The sequence below is a fragment of the Bacillus sp. FDAARGOS_235 genome (assembly GCF_002073415.2).
GTDB lineage: Bacteria > Bacillota > Bacilli > Bacillales > Bacillaceae_G > Bacillus_A > Bacillus_A toyonensis.
Genome location: NZ_CP020437.2, coordinates 2,697,140 through 2,712,969 on the forward strand (window position 1 = coordinate 2,697,140; position 15,830 = coordinate 2,712,969).

17 protein-coding genes are annotated in these 15,830 nt (G+C 36.2%); 1 reads left to right on the forward strand and 16 read right to left on the reverse strand.

The window, feature by feature from the left end; genetic code table 11:
- Positions 1-56: 56 nt before the first annotated feature.
- From A6J74_RS15660 to A6J74_RS15710, 11 genes are all read right to left on the reverse strand, one after another.
- Positions 57-1,142 carry a D-alanine--D-alanine ligase gene (locus A6J74_RS15660; protein WP_000161430.1) on the reverse strand — a complete coding sequence of 362 codons (1,086 nt, stop codon included), beginning with the start codon at positions 1,140-1,142 and terminating at the stop codon, positions 57-59.
- A gap of 238 nt (positions 1,143-1,380) precedes the next feature.
- Positions 1,381-2,655 (reverse strand): MDR family MFS transporter, encoded by a 1,275-nt coding sequence (locus tag A6J74_RS15665; RefSeq protein WP_000799751.1) that lies wholly within the window; start codon positions 2,653-2,655, stop codon positions 1,381-1,383.
- Between the two features lie 108 nt (positions 2,656-2,763).
- Positions 2,764-4,179, reverse strand: coding sequence for a branched-chain amino acid transporter BcaP (locus tag A6J74_RS15670; RefSeq protein WP_000809353.1), 1,416 nt, complete (start codon positions 4,177-4,179; stop codon positions 2,764-2,766).
- Between the two features lie 223 nt (positions 4,180-4,402).
- Positions 4,403-5,575, reverse strand: coding sequence for a homogentisate 1,2-dioxygenase (locus A6J74_RS15675; protein ID WP_000499906.1), 1,173 nt, complete (start codon positions 5,573-5,575; stop codon positions 4,403-4,405).
- Positions 5,541-6,497 carry a fumarylacetoacetate hydrolase family protein gene (locus tag A6J74_RS15680; protein ID WP_000674026.1) on the reverse strand — a complete coding sequence of 319 codons (957 nt, stop codon included), beginning with the start codon at positions 6,495-6,497 and terminating at the stop codon, positions 5,541-5,543. The genes A6J74_RS15675 and A6J74_RS15680 overlap by 35 nt, the downstream gene beginning before the upstream one ends.
- A 66-nt stretch (positions 6,498-6,563) precedes the next feature.
- Positions 6,564-7,682: a 4-hydroxyphenylpyruvate dioxygenase gene (hppD, locus tag A6J74_RS15685; protein ID WP_000810910.1), complete on the reverse strand. Its 1,119-nt coding sequence runs from the start codon at positions 7,680-7,682 to the stop codon at positions 6,564-6,566.
- A 310-nt stretch (positions 7,683-7,992) separates the two neighbouring features.
- Positions 7,993-8,103: a DUF3948 family protein gene (locus A6J74_RS15690; protein WP_001083697.1), complete on the reverse strand. Its 111-nt coding sequence runs from the start codon at positions 8,101-8,103 to the stop codon at positions 7,993-7,995.
- A gap of 42 nt (positions 8,104-8,145) precedes the next feature.
- Positions 8,146-8,262, reverse strand: a complete 117-nt coding sequence (locus tag A6J74_RS15695; RefSeq protein ID WP_000654250.1) for a DUF3948 family protein — start codon at positions 8,260-8,262, stop codon at positions 8,146-8,148.
- A 35-nt stretch (positions 8,263-8,297) separates the two neighbouring features.
- A complete protein-coding gene (locus A6J74_RS15700) occupies positions 8,298-8,414 on the reverse strand; it encodes a DUF3948 family protein (RefSeq protein WP_000654250.1) in 117 nt (38 codons plus the stop codon).
- 35 nt (positions 8,415-8,449) lie between these two features.
- Positions 8,450-8,566, reverse strand: a complete 117-nt coding sequence (locus A6J74_RS15705) for a DUF3948 family protein (protein WP_000654250.1) — start codon at positions 8,564-8,566, stop codon at positions 8,450-8,452.
- Positions 8,567-8,601: 35 nt separating this feature from the next.
- Positions 8,602-8,709: a DUF3948 family protein gene (locus A6J74_RS15710; protein WP_000664237.1), complete on the reverse strand. Its 108-nt coding sequence runs from the start codon at positions 8,707-8,709 to the stop codon at positions 8,602-8,604.
- Positions 8,710-9,161: 452 nt separating this feature from the next.
- On the opposite strand from A6J74_RS15710, the gene A6J74_RS15715 reads away from it, so the two are divergent.
- Positions 9,162-10,034 (forward strand): Cof-type HAD-IIB family hydrolase, encoded by an 873-nt coding sequence (locus A6J74_RS15715; RefSeq protein ID WP_000766429.1) that lies wholly within the window; start codon positions 9,162-9,164, stop codon positions 10,032-10,034.
- A gap of 39 nt (positions 10,035-10,073) precedes the next feature.
- On the opposite strand, the gene A6J74_RS15720 is transcribed toward A6J74_RS15715, so the two are convergent.
- The 5 genes from A6J74_RS15720 to A6J74_RS15740 form a co-directional block, all read right to left on the reverse strand.
- A complete protein-coding gene (locus tag A6J74_RS15720; RefSeq protein WP_001294496.1) occupies positions 10,074-11,039 on the reverse strand; it encodes an ABC transporter ATP-binding protein in 966 nt (321 codons plus the stop codon).
- Complete coding sequence (locus A6J74_RS15725) at positions 11,036-12,016, reverse strand: ABC transporter ATP-binding protein (RefSeq protein ID WP_000030779.1); 981 nt, start codon at positions 12,014-12,016, stop codon at positions 11,036-11,038. Before A6J74_RS15725 ends, A6J74_RS15720 begins: the two co-directional genes overlap by 4 nt.
- A 10-nt stretch (positions 12,017-12,026) precedes the next feature.
- Positions 12,027-12,947 (reverse strand): oligopeptide ABC transporter permease, encoded by a 921-nt coding sequence (gene opp4C / locus A6J74_RS15730; protein ID WP_000451063.1) that lies wholly within the window; start codon positions 12,945-12,947, stop codon positions 12,027-12,029.
- An 11-nt stretch (positions 12,948-12,958) separates the two neighbouring features.
- Entirely contained in the window at positions 12,959-13,915 is a 957-nt protein-coding gene (locus A6J74_RS15735) for an ABC transporter permease (protein ID WP_000860741.1), read from the reverse strand.
- Between the two features lie 103 nt (positions 13,916-14,018).
- On the reverse strand, positions 14,019-15,746 hold the full coding sequence (locus A6J74_RS15740) for an ABC transporter substrate-binding protein (protein WP_000730694.1): 1,728 nt from the start codon (positions 15,744-15,746) through the stop codon (positions 14,019-14,021).
- Between the last annotated feature and the right edge of the window lie 84 nt (positions 15,747-15,830).

Here is a 15,830-nt window from a genome sequence, read left to right on the forward strand (position 1 = left end):
ACACTCCTTACATAGAGGAAGCACTATTCCTTCGAATAGTGCCTCCTCCTTTTTTGTTATATTGTATATTTAATTTTTTGTTTTTCTTCGTGACGTTCAATCGCCAAACGAATTAGCTCTTCAATTAATTCTGGATATGGTAATCCAGTATGTTGCCATAATAGAGGGAACATACTAAACGGCGTAAATCCTGGCATTGTGTTTACTTCGTTAATATATACTTCTCCGTCTTTCGTTAAGAAGAAATCAGCTCGTGTTAAGCCTGCACCATCTAAAGATTGGAATGCAACAATTGCATCTCGCTTAATTACATTAGACTCTTCTTCTGTCATTTCAGCTGGAATAATTAACGCTGTATCACCATCGATGTACTTCGACTTATAATCATAAAAGTCCTTTTTCGGTACGATTTCACCTACAACTGAACATTTCGGTTCGTCGTTACCTAGTACACCAACTTCTACTTCACGACCTACGATATTTTCTTCTACAATAATTTTGCGGTCGAATTGGAATGCCTCTTCAAATGCACTCTCAAGTTCTTCACGATTTTTACATTTATTAATACCAACACTTGAACCAAGGTTTGCTGGTTTTACGAAGCAAGGATACCCTAACTTCTCTTCTACTTTGTCATAAGCTTCTTCGCGATTTTTTTCCCATGCACTACGAATGAAAGATGCATATTTCGCTTGTTTCAAACCAGCTTCTGCAAAGATATTTTTCATAACAACTTTATCCATACCGGCAGACGATGCTAGAACACCATTTCCTACATAAGGAATGTTCATTAATTCTAATAACCCTTGAACCGTTCCATCTTCACCATTTGGTCCATGTAGTAATGGAAAAATAACGTCGATAGCATCTTCCTCAGAAGTTGCAGATGGAATAATTTCCGTGCTTAATGATAACGGAGAAATCGAATTTTCTGCACCGCTCATTTTTAAAGCTTCAACATCCGTTACTTCACCTTCAATACGCTCACCGCGTACCCATTGACCTTGCTCTGTAATATAAATCGGATGAATCTCGAATTTATCTTGATTTAACGCTTTAATAGCAGCAAGAGCCGTCTGTAACGAAACTTGATGCTCAGCTGATTTTCCACCATATAATAAACCTAATTTAATTTTCGTCAATTAAATCACCCTAACCAATTGTTTTCATTTTTCTATTTTAGCACTTTTTATAAAAATAGGTAGTTCCTATTTGAAATAAAATGTAACTTCCACAAATAATTAAATGACACCACTTATTGGATTTCTACACTTTTCTATTTCATTTTCTTCACAACTACACAAAATGAAATGGCAACCTAATCTAGTTATGTACCTAAAATATGTAGAAATCCCCTTTTTGTGTATGTCACCTATTTTATTAAGAAGATTGTTTGGTTAGTGTGTCCTTTTGCCTTTGTTCCACAAGGCGATCTAAAGAAACGTATACAATACCTGCAACTAAACATCCTACACCTAAAATTGTAAATAAGAAATGTCCGAGTAATCTATCTAATAAAAAACCTCCAAGAAGTGGACCAAATGCACTTCCCGTAATCCACTGCAAACTCGCTGCTCCCATATAAGTTCCTCTCAAATGCTCAGGGGCCAAATTCGCTACAAACGTCATCTGTACAGGCGACATAATCATCTCGCCTAACGTATATATGGCATACACGAACATTAACGTCACTAAAATAATTGTAGCATTTGTATTAAATTCTCCAAACCACTTCGGTAACCACCCTATAAAAAACAAACCAATTCCAAACAAACACGCCCCGTATAACATCGTCTTTCCGACAGGTTTATCTGTCGCCCATTTTGAAATTTGAAACTGGAACAACACAACTAATAGTCCATTTAGCGCCATTAAATACGGGTATGGATTGTTAACTCCAAAAATATCCTTCATTTCATTATCAAAGTGAAGTGGTAACATGCCTTCTGTTTGAGAAAATCCCATAGAAATAATGATACCTGCTAACAAATAAATCATTAACGCCTTATCTCTCATTAAAACTTTCCAAACTGCACCTGATTCCTTCTCTGCATTCTCTTCTTTTTTATCTGCTGCTTTTGGCATTGTCTCCTGGATAAGAATTAGTACAAGTAATGCATAAAATAGCATCGTAGAAGAAGCAATAATAAACACAAGATTCTTTGACAACACCACTACTGATGCACCCATTATTGGACCGATTGCAGCACCTATATTGTGTCCCATTCGCAATAAACCATATGCTTCGGTTCTTTTTTCTGGCGCGGTCACATCTGCAACCATCGCTGATGCAGCTGGATGAAATAAAGAATTACTTAATCCTAAAAAAACAGATAAAATTGCATATGAAATAAACCCTTCTATAAATAAAAAACCGAGCATTAATAATGCATTACTTGCCATTGAAAATATCATAATCGGCTTTCTTCCATATATATCAGCAATTCTTCCACCTATAAGCGATCCAAAGCTTGCAGCAATTGGAGAAAGCGCCATAATAACTCCAACCTGTAATAAAGAATCTACCTTATCTTTTAAATATAATGCGAAAAAAGGCATTAACATCATCATCGCAATTCCATTCAATGTCTCACCGATAAATCGAATCCATACGTTACGATCCATTTCCCTTAGCTCACGCCATGTATTTTTCATATTTTCACCCCTTTAGTTGACCAACAATTATCTTATAATAGATTCAGAAAAATGTAAATTTTCAAATAAAAAAACCCATTCTAACAGAATTAGAATGGATTTTTCCACTTATAAATTCGCTACATCATCTTCTTTTTTACTATTATTTAAAACACTATGTTTTCGACTATATAAGAAGTAAACCGCTATACCGATAACCATCCATACTCCAAAACTAATCCACGCTGTCCCTGATAATTGAAGCATTAAGTATAAACAGAAAATTACTGTTAACGCTGGTAAAAATGGTACGAGTGGCGCCTTAAATGCTCTTGGTAAATCCGGATGAGTCTTTCTCATCACAATAACCGCAACAGCTACGAGTGCAAAGGCTGACAATGTCCCCATGTTTACAAGGTGTGCCAATACATTTAAATCTATTAATCCTGAAATCAATGCTGCAATAATACCCGTTGTCCATGTATTTAAAAACGGTGTTTTAAATTTCGGGTGAACCTTAGCCAGACGCTTCGGCAATAACCCATCACGGCTCATCGCATATGAAACACGAACTTGCCCATACATCATCACTAGCATTACAGTTGTAATCCCTGTGATTGCCCCTACTGAAATTACCCCCGCTAAACCATCTTGTCCAATAAATTGAAGTGCAAAAGCAACTGGATCTGATATATTCAGCTGTCCGTATGGAACAATTCCTGTCAGAATAAGTGAAACAACGATATAAAGAACTGTACATATTAATAACGATGCAATAATGCCGATTGGTAAATCACGTTGTGGACGTTTCACTTCTTCCGCAGCTGTTGAAACTGCATCGAATCCTATAAATGCGAAGAATACTGTAGCAGCCCCAGCCATTACACCATCTAAACCAAATGGCATAAAAGGCGTCCAGTTTTCAGGCTTCACATAATTAAAACCAGCAAAGATAAAAATAAGAACAACTGCTATTTTAATAAATACCATAATATTATTTACACGTGCACTCTCTCGAACACCCCTAGATAAAAGAGCTGTCATCACTAAAATAATTAAGACTGCAGGCAAATCAATTATTCCACCTTTTCCTGTGCCTGGGGCCGAAGAAAGAATGGTCGGAATATGAATCCCAAATCCCTTTAGTAAAGACTGAAAATAAGCGGACCATCCATTTGCTACAGCAGATGTAGCAAGTAAATATTCAAGCATTAAATCCCAACCAATTAAAAACGCGAATACTTCTCCCATCGTCGCGTACGTATATGTATATACGCTACCCGAGACAGGAACTGAAGAAGCAAATTCAGCATAACAAAATGCAGCAAAGGCACAGGCTAATGCGGCTATCGCGAATGATAATATAATAGCTGGTCCAGAATGTTTTGCTGCCACTACGCCTGTAAGAACGAAAATACCAGTTCCAACAATCGCTCCGATTCCAAGCATAGTTAAATCCAGTGCGCCCAATGTTCTCGCTAACGTTTTTTGCTTACTTTCTTGCATTAACTTTGCAATAGGCTTCTTTTGAAAAATTTGCTTCATCGTCCACTCCTCCAAGTTTTAAATTTTCTGAAAATTTTTAATTCGCTTTTTTATTTTACTCATAACACTTTTTCTCGTCAATACTTTTGTCGAAATAAGTAGAAATCTTTCGGAATATACAATATCCTTATTATTCTTTCTGAGAATCTTTCTATCACCTTATTTTGGTGTCATTATACATATTAAAGAGGCGTGCCCCTTTATTGAGCACGCCTCTTTTTGCTTATTTCACAGTATATGAACCATCTTCAATCCAGCTATACATATACTTTTCATCTTCCGTTTCATGTGCTTGTTTTACAATACGAAGCGGACGGAATGTATCTATCATAACGGCTAATTCAAGCGTCTCTTTTTTTCCGATACTTGCCTCTGTTTTCCCAGGATGCGGCCCATGAGGAATTCCGCTCGGGTGAAGTGTAATAGACCCTTCTTCCACACCTTTTCGGCTCATAAAGTTTCCTTCTACATAGTACAGTACTTCATCACTATTCACGTTACTATGATAATACGGTGCCGGGATAGATTCTGGATGATAATCGTATAAACGCGGTACGAAAGAGCAAATGACGAAATTATGCCCTTCGAATGTTTGATGTACTGGTGGTGGCTGATGAATACGGCCTGTAATTGGTTCAAAATCCTCCACATTAAAGACCCACGGATATAAATAACCATCCCACCCAACAACATCTAGCGGATGATGCCCTAAAACATACTTATGCATATATCCTCTCGACTTTGTCATTACGACAAACTCACCTTTCTCATCATATGTCTCTAATTTTTCCGGGCCACGAATATCTCTCTCACAAAACGGGCTATGTTCTAACAATTGCCCATATTCATTGCGATAGCGACGTGGTGTTGTAATTTGGCTATTCGCCTCTACAACAAGAAACTTAGTCTCTCCTTCATCTGGAATAACACGATAAATCGTTCCAATTGGGATCGTTACATAATCACCTTTTCTATAGTGAATCGTTCCGAACATTGTTTCGATTTTTCCTGTTCCATAATGAACAAATAACATTTCATCGCCATCGCCATTACGATAGAAATAGTCCATTTTTTCTGTCGGAGTCACTACTCCAATTAATAAATCCTCATTCCCAAGCATAAAATTTCTTCCGCTTACTGCATCGCCCGTTTTTTTATTTTCTTTCGTGCGAAAATGACGATGTGCAAGAGCTACATCTTCTTCATACTGCAACTGACAAGAATGAGATACTGCCGCATGACCTACTTCCGTTGGCATATAATGATGGTACAAAATAGACTGCGTACCAGAAAAACCTTTCGTTCCCATTACCTGTTCACGATAAAGCGCTCCATCTTTTTTACGAAATTGTACATGTCGTTTATGAGGTAGCTCCCCCATGTGACGATAAAACATGCCCATCACCTGCTTTCATGTCTTTTTTGACCGTATTACGTAACGTACCTAAACCAGTAATCGACAGCTCTACAACATCTCCATCTTGTAGCCACTCTTCTGTACCAAGTTCTAAAATACATCCTGTTCCTACTGTTCCAGAACCGATCACATCTCCCGGATATAAGGTCACGTCTTGTGAAGCACGTTCAATCATTTCAGCAAACGTATAGTAAATATCTTGGAAATTTCCCTTTGATAATAGTTTCCCATTCACGTGAGCAGTCATCTCTAAATCATATCGATTACCATTACGATAAATGTCTAATTCCTCTTTCGTAACGAGATACGCTCCTAATGAAGTTGCAAAGTCTTTTCCTTTTGCTGGTCCAAGCCCTACCTTCATTTCTGTTGCTTGTAAGTCCCTTGCACTCCAGTCGTTCATAATACAATAACCAAAAATATATTCCTCTGCTTGCTCACGAGAAATATTTCTTCCTTCTTTTCCGATTACACAAGCAATCTCTAATTCATAATCAAGCTTTTTAGACTTCTTCGGACCAATTACAAAATCATCTGGACCAATAACAGCACGATGGTTAGTAAAATAAAAAACCGGGACATCATACCATTCAGGTACAACATCTAGTCCTCTTCGTCCGCGAGCTGTTTTTACATGCTGTTCAAATGCATAAAAATCTCGAATGCTACCCGGATTAGGAATAACAGCTGTCAATTGTACTTCTTCTAAGGAATATATACCCTTGTTTGGATTCTTACTATTACGCAGCAGCTCTACATACTCATCCGCTTTCTCTAAAAAGGCGAGCATAGAGGAAGGGACTTTTCCGTCACTAGCAAGATTCATATCGATTACTTTGTCACCTTCAAGCCACCCAGCTCGCATTTCTTTCGAAGGGAGACGAAATGTAACAAATTTCATCATAATTCCTCCCTATGAAAATGAAATTTCCACCAGCAAAAGAATTCTTGCTGGTGGATACAAATCTTATAAATTTCCGCGACGCTCTTGTTCTCTTTCAATTGATTCGAATAATGCTTTAAAGTTCCCTTCACCAAATCCACGAGAACCTTTACGTTGAATGATTTCAATAAATAAAGTTGGACGGTCTACAATTGGTTTCGTAAAGATTTGCAGTAAATAGCCCTCATCATCACGGTCTACTAAAATCTTTAATTCTTTTAACTTATCAATTTCCTCATCGATTTTTCCAACTCGCGCAGTTAACTCATCGTAATACGTATCTGGTGTATCTAAAAACTCCACACCATTTGCACGAAGCGCTTCAACTGTTTTAACAATATCACTCGTTAATAAGGCAAGATGTTGTACACCTGCTCCATTATAGAATTCAAGATATTCTTGAATTTGCGATTTTCTCTTTCCATCTGCTGGTTCGTTAATAGGGAACTTAATACGACTTCCATTCGTCATAACTTTTGACATTAATGCCGAATACTCTGTACTAATATCATCATCGTCGAAATGGATCATTTGTTTAAAGCCCATAACATTCTCGTAATAACTAACCCACTCTTCCATTTTCTCAACGTTACCAACTACATGATCTACAGCAATTAAACCAGATTCTTCAAATGGAATATTAAACTCAACCTTTTGGAATCCTGGCATAAATGTTCCTTTATAATTTTTACGCTCTACAAGCGTGTGAATTGTATCACCATACGTACCAATAACTGCTTTTTTCAATGTACCATCCTCATCTGTTAACTCCTCAGGTGGAGCAATTGCGACGGCACCACGTTTCACCGCTTCCGAGTAAGCCTTATCAACGTCATCGACAAGTAATGCAACGTCTTTTACACCATCACCATGAGTTTTTACAAACTCTGCGATACGATTATCGCTACCTAGGGCCCCGGACACAACAAAACGCATATTTTTTTGCACAAGAACATAAGATACCTTTTCACGGTTTCCTGTTTCTAATCCAGAGTAAGCCACAATTTTGAATCCGAACGCTCTCGCAAGGTAATAACTCGATTGTTTTGCATTCCCTACGTAAAACTCCAAATGATCTACATCACGTACCGGAAAAAAGTCCTCCATTTGTGCAGCTAGCGTATCCATAGATTTTTGTTTCATAATCTCTTCATCCCCCTGTAAATAGATTAAATGGTCCATACCTAAAACCAACCGAAAACGCTTCCAACATCAATTTATAGAAATTAGTTAGCAGGCTAACAATTTCTGACCTTTAAAATTTTCTATCTTTTCTGTCAAATTCCTCTTTTTTTCTTACATATAAAATTCGACTTTTTTCTCTTTAAAGTAAGGGGAAAATATTCATAATTGAAGGTATATATGTGGGGAAAACAAAAAAGACTCCAACATATTAACTACTTACTAATACGTTAGAGTCTTTATTTTTTTTGAATAATTGTATTTATATTTCTCATACTAATATATTTGCAAGGAATAGAATAAATGATGTTAATATTACTGCTCCACCTAATGATCCTAATAAATCTGTTTTTGTTACTTGTAGCACTTGTTCACTGTTCATATTCCTCATTCTCCTTTCATTTTGTACAATTTAAAACTTTTATTATACTAATACGCTTGATAGAAATACGATTAATGCCGTTAACACTACTGCTCCACTTGCTGATCCTACGAAATCACCTTTTGTTACTTGTAATACTTGCTCTTTCATATCTTTCATTCTCCCTTCATTTATCTTTTGTTACAAAACTTCTATTATACTAATACGCTTGATAGAAATACGATTAATGCTGTTAATACTACCGCTCCACTTGCTGATCCTACGAAATCACCTTTTGTTACTTGTAATACTTGCTCTTTCATATCTTTCATTCTCCCTTCATTTATCTTTTGTTACAAAACTTCTATTATACTAATACGCTTGATAGAAATACGATTAATGCTGTTAATACTACCGCTCCACTTGCTGATCCTACGAAGTCACCTTTTGTTACTTGTAATACTTGCTCTTTCATATCTTTCATTCTCCCTTCATTTATCTTTTGTTACAAAACTTCTATTATACTAATACGCTTGATAGAAATACGATTAATGCTGTTAATACTACCGCTCCACTTGCTGATCCTACGAAGTCACCTTTTGTTACTTGTAATACTTGCTCTTTCATATCATTTATCCTCCCTTTGAATAAGTTTTCTATATGTAATTTCTAAGAAATGTTTTTTTCATAGTTTTTATGTTATCGTTACATTGAATTTGATAACGTAACGTTTGTAACATTAATGTAACATAACTATTATTACGTTGCAATATGATTACGTAAATTTTATTACATTTTTTTTACGTTTTTTTATAAACACCCTTAAAAACCCTATTTCAATGCATTTCCCACTACATTCACGTTTGTAACATTCGTGTAACATTACAGTCATAAACCTAAATATAACTATATTCCTCTCTACTTTTGTTACAAATCAAGGTGAATCTTTAATAAGTAAGATTGAATCTACTAGGTTTTCACTGGATGGTACACTATAGGACAAAATACTATCTTTCCAAGATAAGTTTATATGTTTCCTCTATATAACTATGTATAATAAAAACAAAGAGGTGGTCATTTTGAAATTAATCGCATTAGATATGGATGGTACACTACTATCATCTAATCTTGAAATCTCCAAAGAGAACTTACAAGCAATCCAAACTGCACAAGAAGCTGGACATATTGTAATGATTTGTTCTGGCCGCGCAAAAGAGGATGCTTTAAAACTATTGGAAGAATACCAATTAGCTCTTCCAGTTGGAGCAAGCAATGGGGCAATTGTTTACGTGGATGGAAAAGTAATTAACTCGCGTTGTTTACAAAACGATAAAGTGTACAAACTTGCAAAATTACTAGAAGCTGAAGGTTTTCCATATAAGCTATATACAAATAAAGGGGTTTACTCTCCTTCTACATGGCAAGATCAAGTGATGCAGGCATTCGAAGAAAACAAGCATGCGCTAGATGTTACATTAGAAGAACTCGAAAGAATTACAGAAAAACAAAAGAAATCAAACCTAATTACTGATTTCCAAAAAATCGAAGATGTTGTAAACAATCAAGAACTCGAAATATCTAAATTCTTCATTTTAACGTTCAATGCAGGTCATCGCGCCCAGTTATTAAGTATGTTACAAGAAGACACTGCTATTATGGTTACAGCATCTGCTCCTACTAATTTAGAAATTATGGATAAGAATGGCCATAAAGGAAATGGGCTACAGCAGATGGCAGCTCATTTTAATATACCAATTGAAGATACAATTGCTATTGGTGATAATTTTAATGATGTACCAATGTTAGAAGTTGCTGGTTTATCTGTTGCAATGGGAAATGCTGAAGAAGATGTAAAAAAATTATGTGACGTTGTAACATTAACAAACAATGAACATGGTGTTGCCCATGCAATCGAGCAATTTGTTTTAAAACAAACTTTATCTAGTAAATAAAAAAAAGACCCTTTCAACTTCTGAAAGGGTCCTTCTCTTTTATACATGATGACAAGCAACAAAATGATCTTCACCAACATTACGAAACTCTGGTACCGTTTGTGTACAAACATCTGTCGCAAACGGGCAGCGTGTATGAAAACGACAACCTGAAGGTGGATTTGCTGGACTGGGAATATCCCCCTCTAGTATAATTCGCTCCCGCTTCACTGTTGGATCTGGTATTGGCACAGCTGATAACAATGCTTTTGTATACGGATGAAGTGGATTCGTAAATAACTCATCACGCGGTGCCGTTTCTACAATCGTTCCTAAATACATAATTCCTATTTTTGTACATAAATGTTCCACAACACTTAAATCATGTGAAATGAATAAATAAGATAATCCCTTTTTCTCCTGTAACTCACTAAATAAATTAATGATTTGTGCTTGAATAGATACATCTAGTGCTGCCACAGGTTCGTCAGCTACAATGAATTCTGGATTTAATACCATAGCTCTTGCGATAACGATACGCTGACGTTGCCCACCAGAAAACTCATGAGGATACCGGTCAATATGATACGGAGCTAAACCACATAACTCCAATACTTCTATCACCTTTGCACGAACATTTTCTTTCGTCGCTAGTCCGTGAGCCAACATCGGCTCACCAAGTGCTTCTCCAATTCTCATTCTTGGGTTTAATGAACTAAATGGATCTTGAAAAACAAGCTGCATATTAGGGCGATGTTTTCTCAATTCCTCCTTGGATAAGGAATAAACATCGTGCCCTTTAAACTTTACTTCTCCCTCCGTTTTTTGGACGAGACGTAAAATTGTTTTTCCTATCGTTGTTTTTCCACTTCCTGATTCTCCAACTAGGCCAAACACTTCACCTTTATTAATAGTAAAACTTACTCCATCAACTGCCTTTACATGTCCAATCGTTCTACTAAATATGCCGCCCTTAATTGGAAAATACGTCTTTAAGTTTTTCACTTCTAATAATGGTTCACTCATTGTTCCGCACGCTCCTCATATAACCAGCAAGCTACTTTATGGTTCTCATCGTGCACATTCAAATTTGGTGCCTCTTCTTTACATATTTCCATACAATGCTCACAACGACCACTAAAATAGCAAAATTCACCTAAGCCAACTAAATTCGGAACTTGCCCTGGAATAGAATATAGTTTATCTATTCGTTTTCCCATTACCGGTTTTGATTTCAACAAACCTTTCGTATACGGATGTTTCGGATTTTGGAATATCTCTAGTACTGGAGCTTCCTCAATAACTTTTCCGCCATACATAACGACAACGTAATCAGCCATTTCTGCTACAACGCCTAAATCATGTGTAATTAATAAAATCGATGTTTTAAATTCCTCTTTTATCTGTCTTAGTAAGTCTAAAATTTGAGCTTGAATCGTAACATCAAGAGCAGTTGTCGGTTCATCTGCAATTAATAACTTAGGATTACAACTAAGCGCAACAGCAATCATAATGCGTTGTAACATGCCTCCACTTAGTTCATGTGGATACGAATGGACAATTTCATCCGCACGAGCTATACCAACTTTACGAATTAATTCGATTGCCTTTTTATACGCCTCATTTTTACTAAGTAATTCATGCTCTCTTAACGTTTCTACAATTTGTTCTCCTACAGTGAAGACGGGATTCAGCGATGTCATCGGCTCTTGGAATATCATCGCAATATCATTTCCTCGTAAACTACGAAGCTCTTTCTCTTTCATACCTAAAAGACTTTTTCCTCCATATAAAATGTCTCCACCTACTACACTTCCTGATTCAGCAATAAGTCCCATAATCGATAGCGCCGTTACACTCTTTCCGCAACCCGATTCACCTACAACACAAACTGTTTCACCTTCTCGAACTGCAAAGCTAACATGATTAACAGCCTTTACTGTTCCTTCTTCTGTCTGAAAGTGTGTTTGCAAATCTTTCAGCTCTACTACCGCTTTACTCATATTCCCTCACCTACCGTCTCATCTTTGGATCTAACGCATCACGAAGTGCATCACCAAGTAAATTAATTGATACAACTGTTATAAAAATTGCAAAACCGGGCGGAATCCATAACCACGGACGCTTTTGGAAATCGATTAATGAGTTAGCTGCACTAATCATATTTCCCCATGATGGTGTAGGCGGGACGACTCCGAGACCTAAGTAGCTTAGTGCGGATTCCCCTAAAATAGAGCCTGCAACACCTAATGTGGATACAACAATTAAGATCGGTAAAACATTAGGGATTAAATGATATATAATTTTCCGGTAATCTTTCATTCCTAACACATCAGCAGCTTGCATAAATGCTTGCTCCCTGAGTGATAAAATTTGACCTCTTACAAGACGTGCAAGTCCTGGCCAACCTACTAAACTTAAAATAATCATAATGACATAAAGACGATAATCAGATGGTACTTTCCATTCTGATAAAATAGCTCCCATTATAATAAGCAACGGCAATCCCGGCATCGACATTAAAATATCTGCAAGACGCATAATAATATTGTCGACAATCCCGCGATAAAAACCTGCAATAGCTCCTAATAAAGCTCCAAGTATAACCGATAAGACCATTGAAGCTAATCCAATTGTTAATGAAATGCGTCCTGCTTGCATAAGTCTTGTTAAAATATCTCTTCCCAATTGATCTGTACCGAGCCAATGTGAAAAACTAGGTGGTTTGTTAATTAAAGCGACTTGTATTTTCCCTGATGCATATGGCGAAAAGAGCGGACCGACAAAACAAAATAAAAACATAAACATTAGTGCATAAAACCCCACGAGTGCCATCTTATTTCTCTTTATTTTTTTAAGAGCCTGTCGCCATGGTGATGATTCATTTCTTCTCTTTTTTTCTTTTTTCTCTGTAATTGCTGTAACAGTTTCCATCTAATCCCCCCTTACTTCAACCGAATACGTGGATCGACAACTGCATATACGATATCAGCGAAAAAGTTTGAAACAATTGTTAAACAAGAAAGAAACATCGTAAATGCCATTAATACTGTATAATCACGAAAATTTAGTGCTTCTAATTGAATATTACCAATCCCTGGCCAGTTAAAAATTTGTTCAATAATAATTGCTCCCGAAAATAAACCTGGTAATTCAAATGCTAATAACGTAATCGCCGGTAATATTGCATTTTTTAACGCATGCTTATAAATAACAGTCTTCTCCTTTAAACCTTTCGCCCGTGCTGTTCGTATGTAATCTTGCCTTACAACCTCTAACATGCTTGTTCTAAAGTAACGAGTTAATGAACCCACACCAAGAAGAGTCAAAATAAATACTGGTAAAACCATATGCTTGGCAACTTCTATTACGTAAGCTAATCCAGTCGAATTACTCCCGACATCAATCATTCCGCCTATCGGTAATAACTTAAAGTCCACCGCGAACACCTTAATTAAAAACAAACCGATAAAAAATGAAGGAAATGACATTGCTGCAAAGACACCAATTGTTACAAGTTTATCGAATAAAGAATGTTGCTTCGTCGCTGAGAATACGCCGATAATAAGTGCAATTAGCCAAATAAAAAACAATGCAATAACAGCTACACTAAAAGAATTCCAAATAAATTTATTTAATAATGACGTTACAGGTTCCTGATATTGAAGCGAAAAACCAAAATCCCCTTGCAATGCATTACCTAACCAATGAAAATAACGCTCAACAATTGGCTTATTTAATCCATATAATTCCCTAAGTTCAGCTGCCCTTTCAGGTGTAATCTTTGGATTTGAATCAATATAGTCTCCTGGAAGAAGCGCAAACAGGAAGAAAATAATAATTGATGTTCCGAACAGTGTAGGAATCATTTGTAACAACCTACGAACGATATATGTTTTCACCCTTTTTCTCTCCAATCTTATGCCTAAAATAGAAGAACATTTTTTCAAAGCGGTACATTACTAACCGAATGAAAAAATGTCTTCTATTTATACATCCTTATCGTTATTTTTCAAATGATAAAACTGGTAAGTTTGCGCTAATACTATTGTATTTTTCAGAGTCAATTCCTTTTATATTCCCGTTATAACCAGTAATTGTTCTACGGTAGTTTAATAGAATTACTGGTGGGTCATCACTTAACTCTTTATATAATTCTTTATAAATAGGTTTACGTTTTTCAATATCAACTGTCTCAATACCTTTTTTAATTAACTCATCTACTTTCGCATTTTTATAACCAAGACTCTTATCATTGACACCAGACAAATATTCACCAGCTGTTTCACTCGGATCACTTGTAATCGGTGTCGAAACAGAAGCTAAATCATAGTCACCTTTATTTACCTTCGAAAGCATAGTATTAAAGTCCATAAATTCTGGATTAAATTCTACACCTATTTCTTTATAATTCTCTTTCGCAATTGGAATTAATAAATCACTATCTTTAGCCGAACTTGGGCCGAAATAAGAAAGCTTTAATTTTTGACCATCTTTTTCACGAACTCCATCCGAACCAACTTTCCATCCTGCTTCATCTAATAATTTTTTCGCTTTTTCTTTGTCGTATTCATATTTATTAACTCCTTCTTCCGTATAAGCCCAAGAAGTTGGATGAATTGGTACATTAGCTACCGTACCGTATCCTTTCAATGCTGTATCAACATATTTTTTACGATCTAATCCGTAAATAAGTGCTTGGCGAACCTTTTTATCCTTTAAGTACGGCTTATTATTATTCATATAAATATAACTAAATGACGCTGCTGTTTCGATTTGGATATTCGCAAATTCTAAACCCTTAGCCTGTTCAAGAATTTCATCACCAGTACCTAGGCCAGTGTAGTCAACCTCACCTGTTTGGAATAATTGAAGCTTCGTATCGCCAGAAGTAATTTTATAAATGAAGTTTGGAATTTTGGGTTTGCCCGCATAATAATTTTCATTTGCTACAAATCGAACTTCTTGCCCCGGGATATACTTTTCAAATTTATAGGGACCCGCAGCTATCGGTTTTCCATATAACTCTTTTAAGTAATCTAAACTTGTATTTTGTTTGTAATCTTTTCCGTAATAAGCTTTTGATAATACTGTACCACCTAAAACAAATATAGCTTGTGAATTAACTTTTTCAGTGGTAATTTTAATTGTTTGTGGATCAACAACTTGAATACCTTCAATAGAAGTTGCCTTTCCTTCTTTATATTCTTTACCACCTTTAACCGCATATTGAGAGATATCTATTTCACCTTCATATGCCTTATCATGTAAAAGCGTCAATGTGAACGCTACATCATCTGCTGTTAATGGCGATCCATCGCTAAATTTTAAGTCTTTACGTAAATGGAATGTATATGTTAACTGATCAGAAGAAACGTCCCACTTCTCCGCTAATTCCGGAATTGGTTTCCCTTGTTTATCCGTTGATACAAGAGATGCAAAAATCACTGAAGTCACGTTTCCATCCCAACCATTTTGTTGGAAATATGGTAAAAATACGCCACCAGGTTTACTAATACCAACTACTAGCGTATCTTTTCTATTCTTCGCTTTATCTGGTACTTTCGTTTTATCTGTCGCAGCGATCTTTTCAATTTTTATATTTTTTAAATCTTGTTGTTTAACCGGTTCTGTAGAAGCCTTATCTTCCTGTCCCCCACAAGCAGATAGCACAAGCGAACTACTCATTAATACCGAAAATACACCAGCCCATTTTTTCGTCTTTTTCTTCATTGTCCCCACCCTAACTTTTTTTTAATAATTACACCTTATGAACTGCTTGCCTTATGTATGCCTCCCACAGCAACATTTATAGCC

Excerpts from the sequence above, each read along its gene's own strand:
- A6J74_RS15665 (WP_000799751.1), bottom strand. The coding sequence starts at position 2,655 with ATGAAAAATACATGGCGTGAGCTAAGGGAAATGGATCGTAACGTATGG.
- A6J74_RS15670 (WP_000809353.1), bottom strand. The coding sequence starts at position 4,179 with ATGAAGCAAATTTTTCAAAAGAAGCCTATTGCAAAGTTAATGCAAGAA.
- A6J74_RS15675 (WP_000499906.1), bottom strand. The coding sequence starts at position 5,575 with ATGTTTTATCGTCACATGGGGGAGCTACCTCATAAACGACATGTACAA.
- A6J74_RS15680 (WP_000674026.1), bottom strand. The coding sequence starts at position 6,497 with ATGAAATTTGTTACATTTCGTCTCCCTTCGAAAGAAATGCGAGCTGGG.
- hppD (WP_000810910.1), bottom strand. The coding sequence starts at position 7,682 with ATGAAACAAAAATCTATGGATACGCTAGCTGCACAAATGGAGGACTTT.
- A6J74_RS15690 (WP_001083697.1), bottom strand. The coding sequence starts at position 8,103 with ATGAACAGTGAACAAGTGCTACAAGTAACAAAAACAGATTTATTAGGA.
- A6J74_RS15695 (WP_000654250.1), bottom strand. The coding sequence starts at position 8,262 with ATGAAAGATATGAAAGAGCAAGTATTACAAGTAACAAAAGGTGATTTC.
- A6J74_RS15700 (WP_000654250.1), bottom strand. The coding sequence starts at position 8,414 with ATGAAAGATATGAAAGAGCAAGTATTACAAGTAACAAAAGGTGATTTC.
- A6J74_RS15705 (WP_000654250.1), bottom strand. The coding sequence starts at position 8,566 with ATGAAAGATATGAAAGAGCAAGTATTACAAGTAACAAAAGGTGACTTC.
- A6J74_RS15710 (WP_000664237.1), bottom strand. The coding sequence starts at position 8,709 with ATGAAAGAGCAAGTATTACAAGTAACAAAAGGTGACTTCGTAGGATCA.
- A6J74_RS15720 (WP_001294496.1), bottom strand. The coding sequence starts at position 11,039 with ATGAGTGAACCATTATTAGAAGTGAAAAACTTAAAGACGTATTTTCCA.
- A6J74_RS15725 (WP_000030779.1), bottom strand. The coding sequence starts at position 12,016 with ATGAGTAAAGCGGTAGTAGAGCTGAAAGATTTGCAAACACACTTTCAG.
- opp4C (WP_000451063.1), bottom strand. The coding sequence starts at position 12,947 with ATGGAAACTGTTACAGCAATTACAGAGAAAAAAGAAAAAAAGAGAAGA.
- A6J74_RS15740 (WP_000730694.1), bottom strand. The coding sequence starts at position 15,746 with ATGAAGAAAAAGACGAAAAAATGGGCTGGTGTATTTTCGGTATTAATG.